Source organism: Embleya sp. NBC_00896 (genome assembly GCF_045207785.1).
Classification (GTDB): domain Bacteria; phylum Actinomycetota; class Actinomycetes; order Streptomycetales; family Streptomycetaceae; genus Embleya.
In genome coordinates this window covers 5,993,849-6,016,502 of the sequence record NZ_CP108776.1, presented here as the reverse complement: position 1 = coordinate 6,016,502, position 22,654 = coordinate 5,993,849, and the positions used below count along the sequence as shown (strand labels likewise).

22 protein-coding genes are annotated in these 22,654 nt (G+C 70.0%); 7 read left to right on the top strand and 15 right to left on the bottom strand.

From position 1 onward, the window contains the following. Window positions 1-36 precede the first annotated feature (36 nt). The 3 genes from OG928_RS27225 to OG928_RS27215 form a co-directional block, all read right to left on the bottom strand. Window positions 37-1,110, bottom strand: a complete 1,074-nt coding sequence (locus tag OG928_RS27225; protein ID WP_406288405.1) for a fatty acid desaturase family protein — start codon at window positions 1,108-1,110, stop codon at window positions 37-39. A 246-nt stretch (window positions 1,111-1,356) separates the two neighbouring features. Next, window positions 1,357-2,130, bottom strand: a complete 774-nt coding sequence (locus OG928_RS27220; protein ID WP_406288403.1) for a hypothetical protein — start codon at window positions 2,128-2,130, stop codon at window positions 1,357-1,359. A gap of 101 nt (window positions 2,131-2,231) precedes the next feature. Beyond that, the gene (locus OG928_RS27215; RefSeq protein ID WP_406288400.1) at window positions 2,232-3,179 is read right to left on the bottom strand and encodes a LysR substrate-binding domain-containing protein; all 948 of its coding nucleotides are present in this window, start codon (window positions 3,177-3,179) and stop codon (window positions 2,232-2,234) included. A 483-nt stretch (window positions 3,180-3,662) separates the two neighbouring features. Here OG928_RS27215 and OG928_RS27210 point away from each other — a divergent pair, with 483 nt between their 5' ends. Then, complete coding sequence (locus tag OG928_RS27210) at window positions 3,663-5,516, top strand: hypothetical protein (RefSeq protein ID WP_406288397.1); 1,854 nt, start codon at window positions 3,663-3,665, stop codon at window positions 5,514-5,516. Window positions 5,517-5,597: 81 nt separating this feature from the next. On the opposite strand, the gene OG928_RS27205 is transcribed toward OG928_RS27210, so the two are convergent. The 6 genes from OG928_RS27205 to OG928_RS27180 all read right to left on the bottom strand — a co-directional run bounded on the left by OG928_RS27205 (window position 5,598) and on the right by OG928_RS27180 (window position 12,347). Beyond that, window positions 5,598-6,350, bottom strand: coding sequence for an SMI1/KNR4 family protein (locus OG928_RS27205; RefSeq protein ID WP_406288395.1), 753 nt, complete (start codon window positions 6,348-6,350; stop codon window positions 5,598-5,600). 9 nt (window positions 6,351-6,359) lie between these two features. Next, entirely contained in the window at window positions 6,360-7,793 is a 1,434-nt protein-coding gene (locus tag OG928_RS27200) for an MFS transporter (RefSeq protein WP_406288392.1), read from the bottom strand. 261 nt (window positions 7,794-8,054) lie between these two features. Beyond that, a complete protein-coding gene (locus OG928_RS27195) occupies window positions 8,055-10,196 on the bottom strand; it encodes an endonuclease/exonuclease/phosphatase family protein (RefSeq protein WP_406288390.1) in 2,142 nt (713 codons plus the stop codon). 73 nt (window positions 10,197-10,269) lie between these two features. Next, window positions 10,270-10,776 (bottom strand): gluconokinase, encoded by a 507-nt coding sequence (locus tag OG928_RS27190; RefSeq protein ID WP_406288388.1) that lies wholly within the window; start codon window positions 10,774-10,776, stop codon window positions 10,270-10,272. Between the two features lie 69 nt (window positions 10,777-10,845). Next, entirely contained in the window at window positions 10,846-11,064 is a 219-nt protein-coding gene (locus tag OG928_RS27185) for an NADPH-dependent FMN reductase (protein ID WP_406288386.1), read from the bottom strand. Between the two features lie 50 nt (window positions 11,065-11,114). Next, the gene (locus tag OG928_RS27180) at window positions 11,115-12,347 is read right to left on the bottom strand and encodes an RNA-guided endonuclease InsQ/TnpB family protein (RefSeq protein WP_406288385.1); all 1,233 of its coding nucleotides are present in this window, start codon (window positions 12,345-12,347) and stop codon (window positions 11,115-11,117) included. A gap of 25 nt (window positions 12,348-12,372) precedes the next feature. On the opposite strand from OG928_RS27180, the gene tnpA reads away from it, so the two are divergent. Both tnpA and OG928_RS27170 read left to right on the top strand, forming a co-directional pair. After that, window positions 12,373-12,789: an IS200/IS605 family transposase gene (gene tnpA, locus OG928_RS27175; protein ID WP_406288383.1), complete on the top strand. Its 417-nt coding sequence runs from the start codon at window positions 12,373-12,375 to the stop codon at window positions 12,787-12,789. A gap of 235 nt (window positions 12,790-13,024) precedes the next feature. Next, window positions 13,025-13,492, top strand: a complete 468-nt coding sequence (locus OG928_RS27170) for a YbaK/EbsC family protein (protein WP_406288382.1) — start codon at window positions 13,025-13,027, stop codon at window positions 13,490-13,492. A gap of 42 nt (window positions 13,493-13,534) precedes the next feature. Here OG928_RS27170 and OG928_RS27165 read toward each other — a convergent pair whose 3' ends face one another. Both OG928_RS27165 and OG928_RS27160 read right to left on the bottom strand, forming a co-directional pair. Further along, window positions 13,535-14,284, bottom strand: coding sequence for an enoyl-CoA hydratase-related protein (locus OG928_RS27165; protein WP_406288381.1), 750 nt, complete (start codon window positions 14,282-14,284; stop codon window positions 13,535-13,537). Between the two features lie 121 nt (window positions 14,285-14,405). Continuing rightward, window positions 14,406-15,068, bottom strand: coding sequence for a class I SAM-dependent methyltransferase (locus OG928_RS27160; RefSeq protein WP_406288379.1), 663 nt, complete (start codon window positions 15,066-15,068; stop codon window positions 14,406-14,408). Between the two features lie 493 nt (window positions 15,069-15,561). Between OG928_RS27160 and OG928_RS27155 the strand changes: the two genes are divergently transcribed. Continuing rightward, window positions 15,562-16,518: a helix-turn-helix domain-containing protein gene (locus OG928_RS27155; RefSeq protein WP_406288377.1), complete on the top strand. Its 957-nt coding sequence runs from the start codon at window positions 15,562-15,564 to the stop codon at window positions 16,516-16,518. Here OG928_RS27155 and OG928_RS27150 read toward each other — a convergent pair. The 3 genes from OG928_RS27150 to OG928_RS27140 all read right to left on the bottom strand — a co-directional run bounded on the left by OG928_RS27150 (window position 16,484) and on the right by OG928_RS27140 (window position 19,094). Further along, window positions 16,484-16,681, bottom strand: coding sequence for a DUF397 domain-containing protein (locus OG928_RS27150; protein ID WP_406291247.1), 198 nt, complete (start codon window positions 16,679-16,681; stop codon window positions 16,484-16,486). The two genes, OG928_RS27155 and OG928_RS27150, sit on opposite strands and share 35 nt — an antisense overlap. Before the next feature lie 134 nt (window positions 16,682-16,815). Next, window positions 16,816-18,228, bottom strand: coding sequence for a vWA domain-containing protein (locus OG928_RS27145; RefSeq protein ID WP_406288375.1), 1,413 nt, complete (start codon window positions 18,226-18,228; stop codon window positions 16,816-16,818). A 5-nt stretch (window positions 18,229-18,233) separates the two neighbouring features. Then, window positions 18,234-19,094 (bottom strand): AAA family ATPase, encoded by an 861-nt coding sequence (locus tag OG928_RS27140; protein ID WP_406291245.1) that lies wholly within the window; start codon window positions 19,092-19,094, stop codon window positions 18,234-18,236. Window positions 19,095-19,357: 263 nt separating this feature from the next. Between OG928_RS27140 and OG928_RS27135 the strand changes: the two genes are divergently transcribed. The 3 genes from OG928_RS27135 to OG928_RS27125 are packed head-to-tail and all read left to right on the top strand — an operon-like array spanning window position 19,358 to window position 21,398. Then, window positions 19,358-19,996 carry an AIM24 family protein gene (locus tag OG928_RS27135; protein ID WP_406288373.1) on the top strand — a complete coding sequence of 213 codons (639 nt, stop codon included), beginning with the start codon at window positions 19,358-19,360 and terminating at the stop codon, window positions 19,994-19,996. Window positions 19,997-20,019: 23 nt separating this feature from the next. Continuing rightward, window positions 20,020-20,640: an AIM24 family protein gene (locus OG928_RS27130; RefSeq protein ID WP_406291242.1), complete on the top strand. Its 621-nt coding sequence runs from the start codon at window positions 20,020-20,022 to the stop codon at window positions 20,638-20,640. Beyond that, window positions 20,637-21,398 (top strand): AIM24 family protein, encoded by a 762-nt coding sequence (locus tag OG928_RS27125; protein ID WP_406288371.1) that lies wholly within the window; start codon window positions 20,637-20,639, stop codon window positions 21,396-21,398. The genes OG928_RS27130 and OG928_RS27125 overlap by 4 nt, the downstream gene beginning before the upstream one ends. A gap of 279 nt (window positions 21,399-21,677) precedes the next feature. On the opposite strand, the gene OG928_RS27120 is transcribed toward OG928_RS27125, so the two are convergent. Further along, entirely contained in the window at window positions 21,678-22,586 is a 909-nt protein-coding gene (locus tag OG928_RS27120) for a LysR family transcriptional regulator (protein WP_406288367.1), read from the bottom strand. Window positions 22,587-22,654: the final 68 nt, after the last annotated feature.

Sequence of the window (22,654 nt, the reverse complement as noted above, 5' to 3'; positions counted from 1 at the left end):
TGGTCGCCCCCACCATAGAGATAGATGTACGACGCATCAATCCTTTGTCGGCACGGATTCTCCGCCGCGCCGGGCCCGCAGCGGTGCGCCCACCGCGTGCATGTGCCCCAGTGCCTGCCGATACGAGTCGACCAGGCTGGTCTCCAGGTACGCGACCCCGAGCCGTTCGCAGTGCGCGCGCACGATCGGCTGCGCCTCGCGCAGGTTCACGCGGGGCAGGTTCGGCACGAGGTGGTGCTCTATCTGGTAGTTCAGGCCGCCGAGCATCCAGTCGGTGATCGCGCCGCCCTTGACGTTGCGCGAGGTCAGCACCTGGCGACGCAGGTGATCCCACTTGACGCCCGGCTCGGGCATCGGCATGCCCTTGTGGTTGGGCGCGAACGCCATGCCCAGGTGCAGACCGAGGAGCGCGTGCGAGACGAACACGAAGGCCAGCGCCTTGAGCGGGGACATCGTCAGCAGCAGCACCGACAGGTACGCGGCGTAGTGCACGGCGAGCGCCGCGCCCTCCTCGAGCCGCTCGCGCGGGGTGCGGTCCTTGAGCGCCATCAGCCCGTTGACCTTGAGGTTGAGCCCTTCGAGCAGCAACAGCGGGAAGAACAGCCGGGCCTGGTGACGCGTCAGCCAGCCCATGAACCCGGTCCGGTCGGCCGTCTGGTCGACGTCCCACACCAGCACGCCCACCGAGACGTCCGGGTCCTTCTCGAGGTGGTTGGGGTTGGCGTGGTGCTTGTTGTGCTTCGCGTTCCACCACCCGCAGCTCATCCCCATCAGCACGTTGCCGTGCAGCAGGGAGAGCGCGCGGTGGGTGCGTGCCTTGCGGGCGATCTGCTGGTGCCCGGCGTCGTGGCCGACGAAGGAAGCGCGGGCGGTGAACAGTGCGACCGGCACCGCCAGCGCGAGCTGCCACCACGTGTTTCCCGCCCACCAGACCGCGGCCCACGATCCGAGCAGCAGGATCAGGTTGAGCCCGATCATCCGGGCGTACCATCCGGTGCGGCGTTCGAGCAGGCCCGCGTCCTTGAGGTCGGCGAGCAGCGGCGCGAAGTCGCTGCCGCGGCGCGGTGGCGACAGATCCGGTGTGTCCAGGATCGGCGCGGTCATGGTCATATGGGCGTCCCTGTATTCGGTGGAGGCGATCGTGTGGGCGCGGTGGGCTGTGCGGCGCCATCTCGACGCTATTGACCGACCGTCCAGAGGACGACCCGACAAGCCCCCCAACGTAGGGGAGGCTGTCCTCCCCCGCTGAGGGGTCGAGCACCATGGACACACGCCGTTCGATCCGGTATGGCCGGCACGGGGTCTGGGCACCGTCGGCGTGATAGACGAACTGTCGCACCCGGATCACGGACCTGGCTACCCGTTCCGCCTGCGGACATCCGAGAATCGGCTGATGGGAAGCGTCGAGTTCCGCTGTGGGGCGCGATATACGGCGGCCGGGGCGGGCTCGGATCCGATTTCGGTTCGGGCTCCGATTTCGGGTTCCGGGGCGAGTTCGGGTTCGGTCGCCGCTTCGGGTTCCTCGGGTTCCGTCGCCGACCGGTGTACGGGCAGCGCCCCCGTCAGCAGCGCGTCCGCGAGTCCGACCGCGATCGTGTCCGGGGACGTCGCGGTGGTGTCGACGACCAGGGTGGTCGCGTGCAGCCACGGCCTGGCGGCCTCGTAGCGCTGCTCGTGCTCGACTCGGTGGCGGCGGGACTGCCGGCCGTCCCGGACCGCCTCGTCGTCGCCGACCCGGGCCCGCAGCCGGTGCTTGTCCGTATGCAGCGTCACGTGCCGGACGTCGAAGCCCAGATCCACGAGGCGACCGAGGACGTCGTCGCAGTGCGCCCGGTCCAGGAGCGTGACCGGCATCAGGATCGGCCCGCGGTGCCGGCCGCGCAGCGCGCCCGCGGCCTCGGCGACCAGGGCCCGCCAGGCGGCCGAGTCCCGGAGAGCGGCAACGGCACCGGCACCGGCACCGGGCGATTCGTAGTCGGGGCCGCCGACCGACTCGGCGTCGAAGACGAGCGCGCCCCGAACGTGCCGGGTGAGTGCGGCGGCGACCGTGCTCTTGCCCACCCCGAACGGCCCGTTGATCACCAGCAACAGATGTCGTTTCGGAGCATGGCTGAGCGAATCGTTCGACACGGTGCCCCCCTGTGCGCGATGCCGCGCGCGGTCGTCAAGGTGGCATGGTGCTCCCCGCCGAAACCGCTTGAACAGGGCGCGCGAGAGTGCGCGCAGGGCGCTCAATCGAGATCGAGCGCCGCTTCCTCGCCGAGCGCCGCTCGCAACGCGGTCGCCTGATCCCCGATACAGGCGAGGAACGCGCTCACCGCGGGCGTCGGCGTACGGTCGGCCATCAGCGTGGTGCCGACCGTGCGGCGCACCGACTCCAGCGGTACGGGCAACACCGCGAGCCGCTCGTCGCCGGTGACCACCAACTCGGGCAGCGCGGCGATCATGTCGGTCCCGAGCAGCAGCGCGCGCACGGTCAGGATGGACGTGCACTCGACCCGATCGGCGGGCAGCGGGAGCCCGTTGCGGGTGAACAACCGGGCCAGTTCGCTGCGCAGCGCGGTCTGCTCCAGCGGCAGGATCCACGGGTGCGCGATCGTGTCGGCGAGCACGCGCGCGGTGTCCAGGAGTGGATGGTCGCGGCGCACGACCAGGCGGATCGGTTCGTGGTAGAGCGCGGTCCGGCGGACCCGGCCGGCGTCCTCGGCCCGCCCGAGCCGACCGATCACGACGTCGATCTCGCCCGCGAGCAGCTGCGGGTACAGCACGTCGTACGTCGCCTCGCGCACGATGACGGTGATCCCGGGCCGGTCCCGCTTGAGCGCCGACACCGCGCGCGGCAGGAGCACACTGGTGCCCGCGAGCAGCGTGCCGACGGTGACCGTGCCCGTCTGACCCTCGCGCAGGCCCGCGATGTGATCGCCGGCCCGGCGCACCTCGGCGAGGATCACCCGGGCGTGCGCGACCAGCGCGTCGCCGTAGAGCGTGGGGGACATCCCGTGCGGGCCGCGCTCGAACAGCGGGACGCCCACCATCGTCTCCAGCTCGCGCAGCGTGCGGGTCGCGGCGGGCTGGGTCAGGTGCAGGGCCTCGGCGGCCCGGCTGACGCCCCCGTGCTCCGCGATCGCCGTGATCAGGGTCAAGTGCCGGAACTTCAGACGTCCGTCGAGTAGGTCCACGCGAGCTCCCATACCTGTTCGGAGATGAAGTGGCGCCGGATCGGCATTGGATGGACATGTACCGGCGCAGCCATCATGCACGTGGCGACAGCTTCTTGACGAGCCATCGGGACTCCCCCATGACAGCGGCTTCACCCGTGATCGACGTGCACGCACCCGCCTTCCCACGCATCTCCCGCGATCGGTCGCGCATTCTGCGCGACCAGGAATCGTCTTGGCTGCGCGCGAACGTTCGGGGCATTTGCACCTTGATACGACGTGTCGCCCACTACGCGGTGGCAGGTACCGGTACCGCGCGGACGCACCTGTCCATCCGGCGGCTCGTCCGCACCGGCCCGTTCGAGAAGCTGCCGCCCGACCCTCGCCCGCCGTTCGCGCCCGATCGGGGCGGATTCCCGCACCCGCTCGGCCGCGCGAACCGCGGGTGGCACCACCCCGCAAGCGCACTCCCCCGTCATCGTCCCGTGTCGGAAGGTTCGTCAGATGCGCCTCAAACCCCTGCTCGGCAACAGATACAGCAGATCCTCGGCCGTCGCGCTGGCCGCCCTCGTGGCGATCACCGGCAGCACCTACGCGGGCGGTCCGAGCGGCAACGGCCGTACGGCGCGCGGTTCTTCACCGAATGCCGCGACCGCCGCGGGCGCCAAGCAGGACCCCGACATCCCGTTCGTGTGCCAGGAGCGCCGACCGGGGCAGGCCGACCCGAACGCGTACGGCATGCAGCTGGACGGCTCGTTCCTGGCGCCCGCGTCGACCCCGCTCGACGAGGAGAACCCGCACCCCTTCCCGGGGCGCAGGGACGACTACGACGGCAAGCAGTACGTGCAGAACATGGAGGTCGAAGCCGCCTACGAGGGCTACGACTTCACGCCTGACTTCTTCCACACCTGGCAGAACATCGTCGACTTCGACGGTCGCCGATACATGTTCCAGTACGACCGCTCCGAGGGCCGCGTCTACGACATCACCGACGTCAAGCACGTCAAGGTGATCGAGAAGATGAGTCGCAACGACGTCGGCGGCGACGAGCTCCGGGCCAACGGCACGTGGGCGGCGGGCGACTACTGGGGCGCGTCCACCATCCAGTGGAACCGGCGGCTCGGCGCGTACGTGATGGTGCAGTCCTTCGAGGACAAGCGGCAGATCAGCGAGCTGACCGACGAGCCGGGCCACGACAAGTACGGCAACCCCGAGGGCGTCGAGAAGTTGCGCACCAAGCCCGGGCTCAAGGGCTTCAAGGTCTACCGCCTGGACGGGCCCCGGAAGGCCGACTGGAAGCTGATCTCGACCGTCAGCACCGACTCGACCCAGCCGAACCCGTCGAACAGCGACCCGACCAAGGCCCAGCAGGGCTCGGGGTCGCTGGACGTGCCGTATTGGGACGGCGGCAAGTACATGTTCATCGCGGTCGCGCCGAACAACACGTTCGCCAACACCGAGTACCCGACGAACCTGCACTCGGCCGGCTACCAGTCGTACGACATGTCCGACCCGACCGCGCCCAAGCTGCTCGACACCTGGCACCTGCCCGGCCAGGTCACCGGCGAGGAGGACGCGTACGCGAAGAACCCGCGCTGCGGCAACCGGACCAGCTGGCTGGGCGCGCGGATGTCGCTGTTCGTGCCCAAGCCGGTCGAGCAGGGCGGCAGGTACGGCTTCGCCGTGCAGGGCGGCCTGGGCATCACCATCCTGGACATCTCCGACCCGTCGCGGATGCGCCAGGTCGGCCACGTGGACCTGCCGCCGTCGGTCGCGGGCACCGAGGGCGACAACATCGACGTGTCGCAGTACGAGAAGACCGGGATGATCTACGTCTCGGGCTACCCGCTGACCGAGGACTGCTACGAGCCGTACAAGCCGATCTACCAGATCGACGCGCGCGATGTCGCGAACCCGCGGATCGTCGGCCAATTGCCTCGGCCGACCCCGCCGAAGTCGGCCGGGATCACCGACTACTGCCAGCGCCGGGGCAGCTTCGGCCCCAAGCGCACGGGTTACTACACCAACCCGGGCAAGCACGACGACGGCACGCTCGTGTACGGCTTCTACAACGCGGGCGCCCAGGTCTTCGACGTCAAGAACCCGGCCCGGCCGGAGATCGAGGCGTACTTCGTGCCCAAGGCGTTCGGCACCAGGACACAGGACTGGCCGACCGAGGACGGCGCGTTCCCGGACTGGGCCAAGGGCAACCAGACGCACGGCGTGTACGTCGAGTGGGACCGCAACATCGTCTGGGTGCTGACCAACCACGGCATCTACGCGGTGTCGTCGAAGGACGTGCTGGGCAAGCCGAACCTCGGCAAGCCCAAGGAGCCGTTCCGCAACAGCCGGTTCTGATCCCGAACAGGCCGTGAACGGAGCCGAGGCCCGGTGTGCCCACTGCCATGGGCGCCGGGCCTCGGCGCGTTCGACGCCGGGTCACCCGTCCGTCTCGTCCGCCTTGCCTGTCCCGTCCGTCCCGTCCGCCTCGTTCATCTCCGCCTCGTCACCGGAGATCGCGTCGTAGAAGGTCTCCAGATCCTCCTCCGTACGCGCCCGGACCATCAGCACCCCGCCATCGAAGCGGGCGATCAGGTCGGGACCGGCGAACCAGCGCACCCGGTTTCCGGGGTCCTCGCTCTCGGGGTAGCCGGGGAAGGCCAGTTCCGGCAGATTCTCCGGCAGTTCCGCGATCTCCTCCGGCACGAAGTCGATCACGTCCACGAGTTCGTCGTCGAACAGCACGGTCTCCGACAGCACCATCTCGATCGCCGCGTGGGACAACCGCGGCAGCCACGCCGCCCACTCCTCGGCGGTGGGATCGGCCATGCTGTACATGAAGATCACCGCGGGATCGTCACCCCCGGGCCGCACGCCCCACCACGCGACACCCTGGTTCTCCTCGCGGAACACCAGCACGCCGTCCTCGACGTAGAGCTTGTCCGGCGGCAGCAACACGTCGTGGTTGCTGGTCAGGTCCCCGCGTCGGCCCACGAGTTCGTACAACTCGCGGAGCGCCGCCGGCAGCGTGATCCCGAGCCGCGCCGCGCTCGCGTCCAGATCCGCCGCGTCGTACCCGTCCCCGGCCTCGATCGAGGCGCCCCGGTCGGCCGCGAACGCGCGAATGAACGCCCAGGCCCCGGACCGGTCCGCGAGCGCGGCGGGCAGCGCCGCGTGGATGTCGAAAGTCATACCGGGACGCTACCGGGACCGTAGGACACGTCCCTTGCGCAGATCCGCGAACGCCACCACGAAGGCCACGAGCACGAACGCGACCGAGGCGACCAGACCGTGCCGCAGCGGTCCGGCCCAGTCCTGGCCCTGGTCCTCGGCCAGCCGCGAGAAGAAGATCGAGCCGACCACCGCGATGCCCATCGCCGAGCCGATCCGCTGCGCGGTCTGCAACACGCCGGCCGCGCTGCCGCCCTGGGCGGGCGGTACCTCGGCCAGGGTCAGCGTCTGGTTCGGGGAGATCACCAGCCCACTGCCCAGGCCCGCGAACAGCAGCGGCGCCACCAGCGCCCAGCCGACCCGGTGCCCGGGCACCTCGTACACCGCCAGGATCGAGCCGCACAACCCGATCACGACCATCAACAGGCCTGTGGCCACGAGCGCGTGCCCGAACCGGTGCACCAGGTGTCCGCCGATCGACGCGCCGACCGACGCGCCGACCGCGAACGGCGTGATGGTCAGGCCCGCGAGCAGCGCGCTGTACCCGAGCCCGGACTGGAGGTAGAGGGTGAGGACGAAGAAGATCGAGGTGAACCCGGCGAAGTAGAACAGCATCACGAACAGGCCGAGCGTGTACGAGTGAAACCTGAACAGGGCCAGGTCCACGACCGGCATGCGGCCGCGCCGGGTCTGCCGCCGCTCCCACAGCACGAAGACCACGAGCAGGGCCGCCGCGAGCGGCACGAGCAACCACTTGGTCCCGCCGTTCCACTGGCGTTGCTCGACCAGCGGCAGCAGCAACAACACGACGCCGGAGCCGAGCAGGAGCACCCCGATCGGATCCAGGTCGCGAAGGCACGCGCGGTTCTCGTGATCGGGACCGGGCAGCAGCCGCGACGCGAGCACGAACGCGACGATGCCGATGGGCAGGTTGACGTAGAAGACCCAGCGCCAACCCTCCTCGGCGCCGAACAGCTTGATGATCACGCCACCGAGCAGCGGACCCACCGCCGTCGAGATGCCGATCACGGTGCCGAACATGCCGAACGCGCGACCGCGTTCACGGCCCGAGAACATCTGTTGGATCAGTGCGGAGATCTGGGGCGTGAGGATGCCGCCGGCGATGCCCTGGAGCAGGCGGGCCAGCACGAGCCATATCGAGGTCTGGGCGGCCCCGCACAGCGCGCTGGCGCCGGTGAACAGGGCGAGGCCGGTCATGAACATCATCCGGCGCCCGCGCGCGTCCCCGATCCGCCCGGCCGGCACCAGCACGAGCCCGAAGGTCAGCGCGTAGCCGGACAGCACCCACTGGATCTCACTCTCGGACGCGCCGAGCCCCTCGCGGATCGAGGGCAACGCGACGTTGACGATCGACACGTCGAGCAGCGTGATGAACCCGGCGATCAGACAGACCGCCAACGCCTTCCAACGGTTCGGGTCGGGCAAGGGACTCCCGTCGCCCATGACCCACCCTCCCTGAAGCCACCCGAACACCGACCATCCGAAGAACGATGCCCATTTCCCCCACCCCCAAGGCCGCCGCCCGGGTGACCACCCCCAGCCAACCCAGCCAACCCAGCCCGTCCGGCGCTTGAGGACAAGCCCGCAACACCCAAGGCCGGCCAACCCCAGCCCGTCCGGCGTTTGAGGACAAGCCTGCAAAGCCAACCCAACACCCAAAGCCGGCCAATCCAGCCCGTCCGGCGCTTGAGGACCCCCGCGGCGCTAAAACGAGAGCGTTACCGCAACCGGCCGATGATCCGACGCCCGCGACGACGAAGAATCCGCCCCCAACACGCGCAGCCCCGCCCCGACGAACACATGGTCGATCTCCAAAGTCGGCTTGTCCGCCGGATACGTCCGCACCGGCCGCACACCCGCGAGCCCGTCCACGAAGCCCCGCGCAGCGAACGCGCCCAGCTGCCGGCTGTCGACCGCGGCGTTCATGTCCCCGAGCACCGCGACCGGCACGCCGTCCGCCCCCAGCTCCGCCGCGAACGCCGCGGCCCGGTCCGCCTGGACCTGCGGGACCTCGTCGTCGACGTCCTGGAGATGGGTGGCCACGAGCGCGACCCGCTTGCCGGGCTCGGCCTCGACCACCACCCCGAGCGCCTGCGCCCCCGTCGGCGCACCGCCCGAGGGCAGCTTGATCGACTCCAGGTGCCGGATCGGCTTGCGGGTCAGCACCGCGTCACCCCATTGCGGATCGGCGGCCGGCGCAAAGGTGTACGGAAGGTCGAGCCGGCGCGCGAGCAGCGTCATCACGTCGTGCCCGCCGTTGAGGAACCAGGCCCGATCCACCTCGTTGAGCAGCAGCACGTCGGGCTTGAGCGCCCGGATCGTGGTCGCCGTCCGGTCGAGGTCGAACCGGCCGTCCATGCCGTAGCCCATCCGGATGTTGTACGTGACCACCCGCAGCGTCCCGGCGGCCCCGTCCGGCTTCGGCGCCGACCCGGTCGGCGGCCGCAATCCGAACGCGGCGAGCGCGATCAGCACCGGTACCACGGTCGCGAGCGCGAGCGGCGCGTGCACCCGCTCGGCCAGGGACGGCGGCGGCGGGACGTCACGGGCCGCCTTGTCGCCCTTGCGCGGCACGGCGGGCGCGCCCGGACGGCTGCCGGCCCGGTTGGTCGCGGGCTTGGCGCCGGGGCGGGTGCCGGGCCGGTGGGCGGGGCGCTGCCCGGTACGGCCGGCGCGGCGCCCGCCCAACGGGACGTCCGCCCGGGCGCCGGTACGGCCGCCGGCATGCGCCACGGTCCGGCCGGGATTGCGGGCGGCGTTGCGGGCGGGCGTACGGGCGGGGACCGCCGCGGCCTCGGGTTCGGCCGGGGCAGAGGCACGCCGGTCGCGGACCGCGGCCGTGCCGACCACCACCGCGAGCGCGACGACGCCCAGGAGCAGCACCCGGCCGCGGGCCAGTACGCCGATCTCCATGTCGTAGCGGGCGTAGTGCAGGAAGGTCAGCACGAAGAACCCGACCATGGTGCACGCGGGCGCCCACCGCACGGCCGCTCGGGGCCGACTCGCGGCGTCACCCAGCACCAGGCCCACGCCGAGCGCACCGAGCGCCTGCCACCCGGGCGTACCGGCCGGCGCCAGGCCCACGATCCCCTCGTGCGCGCTCGCCTGGATGTACCCCGCGCCCAGCACGCCGGCCACCAGCAGCACAAGGCCCAGCGGCAGCACCCACACACCGCGCAGCCGCGACACGGGCACCGCGAGCGCCCACGCGGCGACGAGCACGGGTATGCCCCAGCGCGGTTCGCCGGCCGCCGCGTACGCGACGCCTGCGTTGCCGAACAGCACACCGGTCAGGAACAGCACCGGGCCGAGCGCGGCCCACAGGACCGGCCTCGGCTCGGGCACCGCCGGCGCCTGGATCCACACCTGCGCGCCGACGAACACCACGGCGAGCGTGCCGAGCACGGCCCAGCCGCGCCACGCTTCCAGCCACATGGGGTCGAGCGTGCCCAGGCCGGTGTGCAGCGACGTCGCGATCGCGAGGCCGGTCACCACGCCGACACCCGCCGGCCAGCCGGTGTGCGCGACCGCGACCAGCCAGCACAGCGCCGCGATCAGCGCGACGCAGGCGAGGTAGAGCTGCGCGTCGCCGCCGTCGGTGAACTGGAGCCACAGCCGGAGCATCACCATCGCGATCCCGGCCAGGACCGCGACCGGCCGGCCGGTGACGCGTCGGCACAGCGGTACGGCGGCGAAGGCCGCCACGAACCACACGATCGCGAACAGCCCGAGCTGCTCGGCGGGCGTGGCCCCGGCGTCCCCGTACACGGTGATCAGCGAGGGCAACCACACGCGCAGGATGTCGACCAGGAAGACGATCCCCAGAGCGATCACGATCACAGGCACGCGTAACCCCCGTCTCGATGGCGGGGGCCAGCATAGAGCGGCGAATCGGGGTTCGGGAGGGGGCTTTCGACGGTCAATCGCGCGAGGGTGTCGGCCCGGCGAGCGCGCGCGTGACGATCTCCTCGATCGGCCGGTCGGCGGGGACGATCACCGCGCGCTCGTCGGCTTCGGGCCGTTCCAGGGCCGCGAATTGACTGCCCATCAGGTCGGCCGGGAAGAAGTGGCCGGCTCGGTGGGAGAGACGGGTCCGGATCAACTCCGGTGGGGCGTCCAGGTATACGAAGCACAGGCCGGCCCGCCCGGCGGCCAGGCGGTCGCGGTGGGCGCGCCGCAGCGCCGAGCACGCGACCACCGCGTCCTCGCCGGCCGCGATCCGCCGATCGAGCCAAGCACCGATCGCGGCCAACCACGCCGCGCGGTCCGCGTCGTCGAGCGGACGGCCGGCCCGCATCTTGGCCACGTTCGCGGCGGGATGCAGGTCGTCGCCGTCGACGAACGCGCAGCCGAGGCGGGCCGCGAGCGCGGCGCCGACGGTCGACTTCCCGGAACCGGCGACCCCGGCCACCACGAACATCCGCATCTGCCTTACCGACCTTCCGTCGTACCGGTGTTCTCTCCTACCGGTGTTCCGTCCCACTGGTGTTCCGCCTTACCGGCGTTCCACGGCGTCGGCGGCGTCGATCGCGGCCCGCAACTCGACGACGGCCGGCGGCAGCGGCTCCCGGTCGTCGTCCGGGTTGAAGTGCGGAAGGCGGCCGATCCCGTCGAACACGACGGCTTCGATCCCGTCCGGGGCCACCGCCCGCGCGGTGCGGACCAGCGCGGAATTCGTGGACTCGGCCCGGAGCGACCCACTGATCAGGAGCACCCGACGATTGGCTGGCTGTCATGGCCGGTCAAGTTGACATCCTCCCCGGCCTAAGGGCCGGGGATTCCCGCCTGGTCCCACCGCAGGGTGGTGGGTGGCTTCGGGTGGGTTCCTGTTTCGCTGCGCGGTGCCGGGATCACTCCCGGTCTTGCCTGCGCTCCACAGGCTGATACCGCCAGTCCGGCGGCCTTGGCGACGTTGACCGCCGCGTTGATGTCCCGGTCCAGGACGGCCCCGCACGCCGAGCACGTCCACGTACGGACGTCGAGGGGCTTGGGGCCGTCCTTCATGCCGCACCGTGAGCACACCTGGGATGTGGGCTCGAAGCGGCCGATCCGGGTGAAGGTGCGCCCGTACCGGGCGGCCTTGTACTCCAGCATCCTCACGAACGCGGACCATCCGGCGTCGTGGACGGACTTGGCCAGGCGTGTGCGGGCGAGTCCCGCGACCGCCAGGTCCTCCACGGCGACCGCTTGGTTCCCGCGGATCAGCTCCGTGGAGAGCCGGTGGTGGAACTCGCGCCGCGCGTCGGCCACCCGCGCGTGTGCGCGGGCGACCTTGATGCGGGCCTTGGTCCGGTTGTTGCTGCCCTTGGCCTTGCGGCTCAGGCGTTGTTGTTCCCGCTTGAGTTTCTTCTCCGCCCGGCGCAGGAAGCGTGGGCTGTCGATCTTCCGGCCGTCGGAGAGGACCGCGAAGTGCGTCAGCCCAAGGTCGATCCCGATCGCTCCCGTGGCCTCCGGCGGGATCTCCGTGTCGTCGGTGTCGACGACGAAGCTTGCGAAGTACCGGCCCGACGAGTCCTTGACCACCGTCACCGTGGACGGGGTGGACGGCAGTCTCCGGGACCATTTGACCTTCACATCGCCGATCTTCGGCAGACGCAGCTTCCGCCCCGGGGTGATCGACCAGCGGGCGTTCGCCGTGAACCGCACCGCCTGCCGGGTGTCCCTCTTCGACTTGTACCGGGGCGCGCCCATGCGCGGGCGCTTGCCCTTCAGGCCGTCGAAGAAGTTCCGGTAGGCGGCATCCAGGTCCCGGAGGGACTGCTGGAGGAGGACAGCGGACACCTCGCCCAGCCATTCCCGTTCCGGGGTGCGCTTGGCCTCGGTGATCAGCAGCTTCGACAGGTCGCCGGTCCTCGGGAACGGCAGCCCCTGGGAGCGGGCGGTCTCCCGAGCCTCGAGGGCGTCGTTGTAGACCACCCGCGCACACCCGAACGCCCTAGCCAGCGCGGTGCGCTGACCGGCGCTCGGATACAAGCGGAAGCCGTACCGAAGCTGCACACCGTGATCGTACTACGCTTGGTCCATGGCCGACATACAGAACATCCGCACTGGTAGACACTGTGTTTTCGCCCTTCACGCGCACTTGGTCTTCGTGACGAAGTACCGGCATCGGGTCTTCAACGATGCGCACCTCACGCGGATGGAAGAGATCATGCGCGCGGTGTGCGCCGACTTCGAATGCGAACTGGTCGAGTTCAACGGCGAGAACGACCACGTCCACCTGCTCGTGAACTTCCCGCCCAAGGTCGCCCTGTCCAAGCTGGTGAACTCCCTCAAGGGCGTGTCCTCGCGCAGGCTCCGCCAGGAGTTCCCCGACCTCGTCCGCCACTACTGGCGGGCGCAGCGCCTGTGGTCCGGCTCCTACTTCGCCGGGTCCGTCGGCGGTGCGCCGCTCAGCATCGTGAAGCAGTACATCCAGCAGCAACACCGGCCGCTCTGACATGGCCGAGATCAACACTGCGGATCCATACCGACATCCGAGGTCAGAGCAGTTCTCAGATTCGCTTCACCACCGGGCTGAAGCCCGGTGCACTGCGCATAGACCCGGTAGCACCGGCGCGGCCGGAACCCGTCTGACGGATCTCACCCGGTTCGCCGCCCACCGCGCACCAGGCCCAAGGGCCGTGTCGTCGATCCCCCGTCGGGCGATTGACGACACGCCCTAAGCTCGTCCCATGAGCACCCCGGTCGAAAAGGTCGCCGCCGCGCTGCGTGCGCTGAACGCCACCGGCGAGATTCGCGAATTCGCCGAGACGGTCCCGACCGCGGCGGCCGCCGCGGAACAATTGGGCTGCGACGTCGGCGCGATCGCGAACAGCCTGATCTTCTCCGCCGACGGCCAACCGCTGCTGGTGGTCACCAGCGGTGCCCACCGGGTCGACACCAGGCTGGTGTCCAAGCTTCTGGGCATCCGCAAGCTCCGGCGCGCCGACCCGGCGTTCGTGCTGTCGGCCACGGGCCAGGAGGTCGGCGGCGTGGCCCCGGTCGGCCACCCGTACCGCGTCCGCACCCTGATCGACACCTGGCTCTCCAAGCACGAGGTGGTCTGGGCGGGCGCGGGCGACCACACGCACATGTACCCGACCACCTACGAGGAGCTCCTCCGCATGACGGGCGGCCAGGCAGCCGACGTCGGCCCCTGACGGCGCTCGCGCCGCACGCGCCGGCCGCCGCTCGACGGACCGTCAGCGGCCGGTCCACTCCGGTGGGCGCTTGGTCAGGAAGGCGGTGACACCCTCCTTCATGTCCTCGGAGGCGCTGATCGTGGCGAAGCCCTCGTCCGTGGCGGTCCAGCCGAGTTCGTCGTCGGCCGTGACCACGTCGTCGACGGCCTTGAGGGTGGCGCGGACCGCGACGGGGCCGTTCGCGCAGATTCGCTCGGCCAGTTCGAGGGCGCCGGCCAGGGCCCGGCCGGGCTCGGTGACGCGGTTGACCACGCCGACCCCGTACAGCCGCTCGGCGGGCATCGGGTCGCCGACGAGCAGCATCTCCTTGGCCACGTTGAGCGGCAGCGCCCGCGGCGCCCGGAAGGTACCGCCGCAGATCGCCATCAGCCCGCGCTTGACCTCCGGCAACCCGAACCGGGCCGCGCTCGACGCCACCACCAGGTCACACGCGAGCACGACCTCGAAGCCGCCACCCAGCGCGAACCCCTCGACCGCCGCGATCAACGGCTTGCTCCGCTGCCGTCGAATCAGGCCGTATTCCCCTCCGCGCTCCCCCTTGGGGCTCATCCCGGCGGACAGGTCGGTCCCGGCCGAGAACACGGTCGAGGTCCCGGTCAACACCCCGATCCACAACTCCGGATCGTCCTCCAGCAGATTGAGCGCGGCCTCGATCCCGTCCGCGACCTCCTGATCGATCGCGTTGCGCTTGGCCTCGCGTTCGATCGACACCACCAGCACCCGTCCGCGCCGCAGGCTGGTCACGCTCATGGGGTCTCCGTACGTTGTCGCGATCGGGTCCCGACGATCTCTAGCCCAGGGAGCGCGCACCCGCAAGGGTCCGACGCCGGAAGCGACAGCGCGGCCACATCGGCCCACGCTCCCGGCGGTCTCAGCCGGGCCTGCGCACGATCGTCTCCCAGTGCGCCCAGACGCCCGGCGGCGGGTCCAGGCGCGGCGTGTGGTGCACGCGCAGTGGGACGACCGGCTCGAAGTCGCGGAGCAGGTTCTCCAGTTCGAGACGGCCGTAGTAGTGGACGATCAGGCCGGCCTTGAAGCCCTCCAGGTAGCGGAAGGTATGGCCGCCGTCCTTCGTGACGTCCAGGACCTCGTGGGCCTCGACCGCCTCCGTGTCGGCGGAGGCGGTGCGCAGCACGAACAGGCCGCCGGGGGCGACGCGCGCGAGCGAGCCGCGCAGGAGGGCACGGGCGGCGGCGCGGGTGCCGTGTTGATGGACCTGGATGCCGATCACCAGGTCGTAGCGGCGCCCCGCCGGGAGGTCGTCCTGGGTGCCGTGGACCAGCGCCACGTCCGGTGCCCTGGCCGCCAGTTGGGCCAGCGCCGTGCGGGACGGGTCGACGCCGATCAGGTCCAGGCCGCCGCGGATCAACGGGACGAGGTTGCGCCCGTTCCCGCAGCCGATCTCGACACCGGACGTGCCGGGCGCGGCCGTGGCCAGGATCTCCCCCACCAGCGGGTCGGGCTCGGCGTCCGCGTACATGCCGTCCGCGTAGGCGTTGTCCCAGTAATCGACTTCGATCCCGTTCGCGTCCATGTCGTCGAGCGTCTCAGACCGGGCCCACGACCCGCCGCCGGAACACGAGCGCGGCTCCGCGCGAAGGATTCACCTGCGAAAAATCGGCCACGTTCGACGAGATCGGTCGCGCGTACGGGCCGACCCGGGAGCGCCTTCGCCGACTGCCGGCCATGGCACACGGTCACCTGGTGCGGGCCCTGCTCCGACGCGACCACGCGTCCGCCCCGCCGAGGGCCTGACCCCCGTCCCACGCATACCCGTACGCCCCGCCGGTCACAGACCTGCCGCGGGATTCACCCGCGCGGCGTCTCTTTGCACCTGGCCGAATACATCCGCTCGCGCCGCATCTCGCCGACGACGCGGGTGCCACACCTCTTGTCGAGGGGTATCTCCATGCAGTACAGCTCAATATGTCGGTTGTGCGTTGGCTTTCTGCCACCTCGCCAGGCGCGAGATGGCCGCATACGAAAGCCGATGGGTGATCTTTTCGACCACCACGGGGGAGGCATGAATGCCGACGAGCCAAGATCCGATGATTTGCCGCAGGCGACTACGCGACACGCTCCGGCGGCTCCGTGAATCGGCCGGACTGACCCAGCGCGATGTGGCGACCGAACTGGAGTGGTCACTCTCGAAGGTGATACGTATTGAATCCGGCAGTGTCGGCGTGACGATCACCGACCTGCGCGCGTTGATCCACAAGTACGGCATCAGCGACCGCACTCGCATGGACGAACTCCTCGCGCTGGCGCGAGCCGCGCGGGAGCGGACGCAGTGGAGTTCCTATCGGACCATCACCACGCCCACCATGCTCGCGTTCCTGGGTTTCGAGTCCTCCGCGGCGACGATCCGGAACTTCGAACCCATTCGCATCCCCGGACTGCTTCAGACGGAGGACTACGCGCGAGCGCTCCTCGATCACCTGTTCCAGGACAATACGGTCGAGGAACGGGTGCGTATGCGTATGGATCGCCAGCGCATCCTCGACACAGGCACGAACGGGCCGCGGCTGAACTTCGTGATCGACGAGTGCGCGCTCTATCGACCGATCGGCGGGATCACCGCGATGCGACGGCAGTTGCGCCATCTCTTGGCCATCACGGACCATCCACAGGTCGTCCTGCGGATCGCACCGCTCAGCGCCGGTCTGAATTCCATCGTCAACGTCGGCTACACAATCTTCGAATTCCACGATCCCGAAGACGGTGTGGTGCTCACCCTCGAAGGCCCGGAGTACAACATCATTCGCGAGAATTTGGATGTCTCGGCACCGCTGAATTACCTTGAGGATTTCTGGCGCTTGGAACAGATCGCCCACATCGGTCAAGCGGCCGATCTCCTACGCAGAGCCATCGCGTACTTCGATCGAGAACCGGACCCGAATTTCGCATCCGGGTCACAGTCGACGCTTCATCCGCTTCCCACGAGAACCGCTACCTCACACCCTCGGCGCCCGCCGCCAGGATGAAATGCCGCCACTCTGTACCCGAGAAACGCAGGCGAGGGCCCGATGCCTGCTTCGAATCGCGCACAAGTACACCATTGACGACGGCGGCTTCGACGCAGGCGACGTCGTTGCTCCACGAACTCTTGCGCCACTTCGGAGCATCGACCTGACCAAACTTTGTCATTCTCACCCATTCACGGTAATCTGTACGAAAGTACACATTTTGCCTGCTAGAGGACAGAGCACTGCCCTTAGGCCGTGATCACGGCAACGTACGATCTCGAGATCCGTGAGGGCAAGTCAAGCGGGCCCTCACCCTTACGCCAGCTCGCCCACAAATTGACCCAGCTGCGTCAAATTGCGGCACTCGATCATCGAAATGTGTCGCGCGTACACGCCCGCGATGGAATCCCCCGTGTCCCAATCGCGCTCCGGCTCGGGGTTGAGCCACCACGCGTGTCGGGCCGGTGTCACCATGGCCGCCAGCGCGGCGAGTGCCGGGTCCTGGTAGTTGTTGCGCGCGTCGCCCAGGATCAACAGCGAGGACTTCGGGCCGATCACGTCGCCGTACCGCTCCACGAACACCTTGAACGAGTGCCCGTAGTCGCTGTGCCCACTGATCCGTACCAGGTTCGCCTCCGCGGTCAATCGGCGCATCGCCTCCGTGATGTCGCCGCCCGGACGCTCGAAGAACCTCGTCACCTCGTCGACGGTGTCGATGAACGCGAACGCCCGCACCCGGGCGAACTGTTCGCGCAACGCATAGGCGAGCATCAGGGTGAAGTGCGCGAAGGACGCCACCGACTCGCTCGCGTCGCACAGCACCACCAACTCCGGTTTGTGCGGCCGGCGCGGGCGGTGATGGGTCGCCAGCGGGACGCCGCCCGTGGACAGCGAGGCCCGTACCGTTCGGCGGAAGTCCAACCGGCCGTTCCGGCCCGCCCGTTGACGGATCGTCAGTCGAGTGGCCAGCCGCTGCGCGAGCGGCTGGATCTCCCGGCGCAGGGCCACCAGGTCGGCCCGGTTCGCGCGCAGGATGTCGAGGTTCTCGACCGCGGGTTTGACCGCCGTCTCGGCGACCCGCTCGACGCCGCGCTCCTCGGCGAGCCGCCGGCGCACGTCCGAGAGGATGTGCTGGTCGAGCCGGTCCACCCGGGTCTGGATCATCCGCCGCGCGTTGCGTTCGGCGACCCCGCCCGGGAGTTGCCCGCCGAGCACCGCGCGGAGCAGTCCCGCCATCAGCGTCCGCGGATCCAGCGCCCGGCCGACCAGATGCGCGGACCACGATCCCCCTGACGGTCCCTCCACCTCGCCGAACCGCCCGACCGCCTCCCGCGCGAGCGCGCGCAGCGCGATGTCGTCGTCACCGAGCAGGAGTTCACGCAGCCGGTCCCGAAAGACCTCCGCGTCGGAGGCGTCCGAGGCATCCGCAGCTGCCGAGGCATCCGCACTCTCCGCAGCGTCCGCATCGCCCTCGGCATCCGCGTCCCCGACTCCCGTGCCCGCCGTCACCCCCAGCGGAAACCACAGCTCGAACAACGTGTCGAAGACCGGTCGATGCGTGTGCCGCTTGACCAACGAGGCCGCGTACGCCGCCCGCAGCGTCTCGCGATCCGCGAGGTCGAGCACGGTCAACGCGCGCGCCGCGTCGAGGCCCTCGGCGAGCGACACCGGCAGCCCGCCGTGTCGCAGCGCCCGGACGAAGCCGGTGTGCCGATCGAGGAGGGACATCGGGGTCAGCCGCCGATGCCGGGCAGGCCGAGTTCCTTCGCCGCCCGGGTGTGGTCGGAGGCATGCTTGAGCACGACCCCGAGGGTCCGCGCGATCGCCTCCTCGTCGAGCTCGTCGGCCTGAAGGGCGATCAGGGTCCGTGCCCAGTCCAGGGTTTCCGCGATCGACGGGGCCTTCTTGAGTTCGAGGGCGCGCAGCGACGCGACCGTGCGGACCACCTGCTCAGCGAGCTGCTCCCGGATCCCCGGCACGCGCGTGAGCACGATGTCGCGCTCGCGCTCGGGCGTCGGGTAGTCGATGTAGAGGTACAGACACCTGCGCTTGAGGGCCTCGCTGAGTTCGCGCGTGGCGTTCGACGTGAGCACGACGAACGGCCGCCGTGCCGCGGTGATCGTGCCGAGTTCGGGAATGGTGACCTGGAAGTCGGAGAGCACCTCCAGCAGTAGCCCCTCGACCTCGACGTCCGCCTTGTCCGTCTCGTCGATCAGCAACACGGTCGGCTCGGTCCGCCGGATCGCCGTCAGCAGCGGGCGGGCGAGCAGGAACTCCTCGGCGAAGATGCCGGCGCGTGCCTCGTCCCACCCGTCCACACCCGCCTGGATGCGCAGCAACTGCTTTCGGTAGTCCCACTCGTACAGCGCCCGGGACTCGTCCAGCCCCTCGTAGCACTGGAGCCGGATCAGCTCGGCGGACCCGGCCGCCGCGACGGCCTTGGCCAGCTCGGTCTTGCCGACCCCCGCCGGTCCCTCGATCAGCAGCGGCTTGCCGAGCGCGTCGGCCAGGAAGACGGCGGTGGCGATGCCGGGGTCGGTCAGGTAGTCGACGGCGGAGAGTCGGACCCGGGCGTCCTCGGGCGAGGCGAACATCGTCATGGTGGTGCACTCCTCGCGGGGCCATTGCCTGTTTGCTTGCCTGCTTGCTTGCTGCCGTCGACCAACCCAAGCTACAAGACGCGTCGCCGCCCGCACCGGACGGCCTGACGCACTGTCACATGACCAACGGTGCACGACCCGGCCCGGGCCATCGTCGGGGTGCAGAGCCACGTGTACGTCCGCGCTGGTAAAGCCCCGGCAAGATGAGGGGCTTCCACCCTCCATGGACCGGTAGTGCGCTGCTAGCTTCGCGATTCGTGGCGACCTTTCGGATGCATGGCACGCGAGTTCTCGCGGTGGGCATGAGCGGAGATGCGGTCAAGGCCCGAAACGGGACGATGATCGCCTATGACGGACGGATGTCGTTCAAACGGCTGTCCGGTGGGGGTGAGGGGCTGCGCGGAATGGTGACCCGCCGGCTCACGGGTGAGGGCATGACCCTCATGGAGGTGAGCGGCGACGGTACGTGCTGGTTCGCGGACCGGGCCACCGAGATCAATCTCGTCCAGTTGACCGGCGAGACGCTGCACGTCGAATCGAGCAACCTGCTCGCCGTCGACCAGGGCCTGCGCACGGGCACCGAGTTCACCGGTCTGCACGGCGCGACCAGCGGTCAGGGTCTGTTCACGACGACCGTCGCGGGCACGGGCACGGTCGCCGTCACGTCGGACGGGCCGGCCATCGTGCTGCGGGTGTCGCAGGGCGAGCCGCTGTCCGTCGACCCGGGGGCGTACGTCGCGCACACCGGTCAGCTCCGCAAGGAGTTCGTCAAGGACGTGAACTGGCGCACCTTCATCGGCGAGGGCTCCGGCGAGAGCGTGCAGCTGCGCTTCGAAGGGGACGGGCTCGTGTACGTACAGCCCGCCGAGCGGCAGACGATCGGGGGGCAGACGTGACGTTCACCCAGCTCAACTCCAAGATGATCGAGGCGGCCGTGCGGCCGGGGCAGACGCTGTACTGCCTGCGCGGCGCGATGCTGGCCTATCGCGGCGAGGTGTCGTTCACGCCGAGCACCACCGGGGGGCAGAGCGTCGGCGGGATGATCGGGCGGCGCCTGGCGGGCGAGTCCGTACCGCTGATGAAGGCCGAGGGCGACGGCACGGTGATGTTCGGCCACGCGGGCCGGCACGTGCACCTGATCGAGATCACCGGCGACATGCTGCACGTCGAGGCGGACCGACTACTCGTGTTCGAGGACACCCTGCAGCAGGGCACGATGTTCATGGGTTCGCAGGGCGGCGTGCGCGGGATGATCCGCGGCCAGGTGACCGGTCAGGGGCTGTTCACCACCACGCTGACCGGGCGCGGCTGGTGCGCGGTGCTCGCCCACGGCGGCGTGATCGAACTGCCGGTCACGCCCGGGCGGCCGATCCACGTGGACCCGCAGGCGTACATAGCGCATCGAGGGCAGTTGGAGAACAAGATCGGCGCCTCGGTGGGTTGGCGCGACGTGATCGGGCGCGGCTCCGGAGAGGCGTTCCAGCTGGAACTCTCCGGCACCGGCACGGTGTACGTCCAGGCGAGCGAGGAGAAGCTGTGACGACCCCGGGCTCCGGTCCTGCCGTGCTCGACGCGCGCACGCTGCCGCAGGACGACAACGTCAATCCGTACACCTTCTGCGTGGCTCTGGACGGACAGTGGTTCGTGCAGAAGGGCAAGATGATCGCCTACTACGGGCGGATCAAGTTCGAGGGGCTCGGTGTGGGTGCCCTCGACCGGCTGGTCACCGCGAACTTCCACTCGCCGCTGTACGTACAGGACTGGATCGTCGCGCAGGGCAAGGGGCAGCTGCTGCTCGCCGACCGCGGCTTCGACGTCAACTCGTTCGACCTGGAGCAGGGCAACCTGACCATCCGGGCCGCAAACCTGCTCGCGTTCGAACCGGGCCTCGACCTCAAGCAGTCGATCGTGCCGGGCTTCGTGACGCTGATCGGGACCGGCAAGTTCGTGGCCGCCTCGAACGGCGCGGTGCACTTCGTCGAGCCGCCGATCCGGGTCGACCCGGAGGCGCTGCTCGGCTGGGCGGACTGTCCGACGCCGTGCCACCACTTCGACACCAAGTACATGCGCGGGGTGTACGGCGCGGCGCGCCGGCTGACCGGGCTCGGCGGCGCGTCCGGCGAGGAGCACCAGTACGACTTCGTCGGCACCGGCACGGTGCTCATGCAGTCGTCGGAGATCTCGATCGCCGCGCCCACGGTGCCCGCCCAGGCGACCGGTGCCAACCAGCCGGCGCCGGGCGGCGTGCTCGGGATCCCGGGGCTGCCGAACATCCCGGGGTTGCGCGGGCTGCGGTAGCGGAGGAGCGGGTCGGGCGGAACCCGGTTCGGAAAAGCGCCGGTTGGGCAAAGCGTCGGTAAAACGAACCGGCGGAACCGGGAACTGCGCACGGACCGGTGCCGTTGACCAGACGAGGCCCTTCACTGGGGACGGTGGAGGGCCTCGCCAATGCCCGGCTCGCCGACGCTCGGGCACGGACTCGGACTTGGGCTCGAGTACGGGCTCGAGTACGGACACCTGCTCCGGCAAGGTCGCCACACGGCCGGCGGGAACGCCGAGCGCTCGCGGCCGGCGCGTTCACAACTGGTCGGCCAAATCGCTGTCCGCCGCCACCTCGCGCAACAGCTGGACGAGCACGTCGACGCCCTCGTGGCCCTGGTCGGCCCGCCAGAACGCCGTCACCGCGACATCCGGGGCGCCGGTCAGCGGCACCTGTACGACGCCGCGCACGGGCCGCTGTCGGGCCCACCCTCGCGGCGACAGGCCGACCCCCTGCCGGTCCACGACGCGCGCGATCACGTCGTCCACGCTGCCGTACGCCTCGACGATGTCGGTCGCGCCGGATCGCCGCAGCGCGTCGGTGACACGGGTGTAGAGCCGGGGATGCGGTTGCCGCGGCCACACCACGATCGGCTCGCCGCACCCGACGAGCTCGGCCAGGTCCACCGACCGCCGCCCGGCGAGCGCGTGTTCCTGCGGGAGCAGCGCCACGAAGGCGAATGTACCGACCCGCGCGGACTCGAAGCCCGGGCCCAGGTCGGGCAGCCAGCCGAGCCCGGCGTCGAGCACTCCCTCGCGGACATCGGCCACCTGACGGGCCGTCGGCTCGCTGGTCCACTGCACGCGCAGGGCCGGATGCCGGATGTGCAGGGCCGAGATCGCCGCCGACACGAGCGAGGGCCCCAGGCCCGAGGTATACCCGACACGCACCTGCCCGGCGTCCCACGTCGCGCGCCGGCGTACCTCCGCGCAGGCGTCGTCGAGCAGCCGCAACGACTCGTCGAGCCGGCTGCGGAACACCTCGCCCAGCGGCGTGAGCGCGACCGGGAGCGACGAGCGGTCCACGAGTCGGGCGCCGAGCTGCTGCTCCAGCCGTCGGACCGCCTTGCTGACCATCGGTTGGGACAGATACAGGCGTGCCGCGGCCCGGCCGAAGTGCCGTTCCTCGGCAACCGCCAGGAAACATCTCAGGTCGCGCAGTTCCATGGATTCCCACCTATGCCGTGTCGGCATAACGTTAGCAAGAACAGGGGCTTGGCTGACGACCCGTCAGG

Excerpts from the sequence above, each read along its gene's own strand:
- OG928_RS27205 (WP_406288395.1), bottom strand. The coding sequence starts at position 6,350 with ATGACTTTCGACATCCACGCGGCGCTGCCCGCCGCGCTCGCGGACCGG.
- tnpA (WP_406288383.1), top strand. The coding sequence starts at position 12,373 with ATGGCCGACATACAGAACATCCGCACTGGTAGACACTGTGTTTTCGCC.
- OG928_RS27225 (WP_406288405.1), bottom strand. The coding sequence starts at position 1,110 with ATGACCATGACCGCGCCGATCCTGGACACACCGGATCTGTCGCCACCG.
- OG928_RS27190 (WP_406288388.1), bottom strand. The coding sequence starts at position 10,776 with ATGCGGATGTTCGTGGTGGCCGGGGTCGCCGGTTCCGGGAAGTCGACC.
- OG928_RS27120 (WP_406288367.1), bottom strand. The coding sequence starts at position 22,586 with ATGGAACTGCGCGACCTGAGATGTTTCCTGGCGGTTGCCGAGGAACGG.
- OG928_RS27170 (WP_406288382.1), top strand. The coding sequence starts at position 13,025 with ATGAGCACCCCGGTCGAAAAGGTCGCCGCCGCGCTGCGTGCGCTGAAC.
- OG928_RS27210 (WP_406288397.1), top strand. The coding sequence starts at position 3,663 with ATGCGCCTCAAACCCCTGCTCGGCAACAGATACAGCAGATCCTCGGCC.
- OG928_RS27200 (WP_406288392.1), bottom strand. The coding sequence starts at position 7,793 with ATGGGCGACGGGAGTCCCTTGCCCGACCCGAACCGTTGGAAGGCGTTG.
- OG928_RS27145 (WP_406288375.1), bottom strand. The coding sequence starts at position 18,228 with ATGTCCCTCCTCGATCGGCACACCGGCTTCGTCCGGGCGCTGCGACAC.
- OG928_RS27160 (WP_406288379.1), bottom strand. The coding sequence starts at position 15,068 with ATGGACGCGAACGGGATCGAAGTCGATTACTGGGACAACGCCTACGCG.
- OG928_RS27155 (WP_406288377.1), top strand. The coding sequence starts at position 15,562 with ATGCCGACGAGCCAAGATCCGATGATTTGCCGCAGGCGACTACGCGAC.
- OG928_RS27130 (WP_406291242.1), top strand. The coding sequence starts at position 20,020 with ATGATCGAGGCGGCCGTGCGGCCGGGGCAGACGCTGTACTGCCTGCGC.
- OG928_RS27140 (WP_406291245.1), bottom strand. The coding sequence starts at position 19,094 with ATGTTCGCCTCGCCCGAGGACGCCCGGGTCCGACTCTCCGCCGTCGAC.
- OG928_RS27150 (WP_406291247.1), bottom strand. The coding sequence starts at position 16,681 with ATGACAAAGTTTGGTCAGGTCGATGCTCCGAAGTGGCGCAAGAGTTCG.
- OG928_RS27165 (WP_406288381.1), bottom strand. The coding sequence starts at position 14,284 with ATGAGCGTGACCAGCCTGCGGCGCGGACGGGTGCTGGTGGTGTCGATC.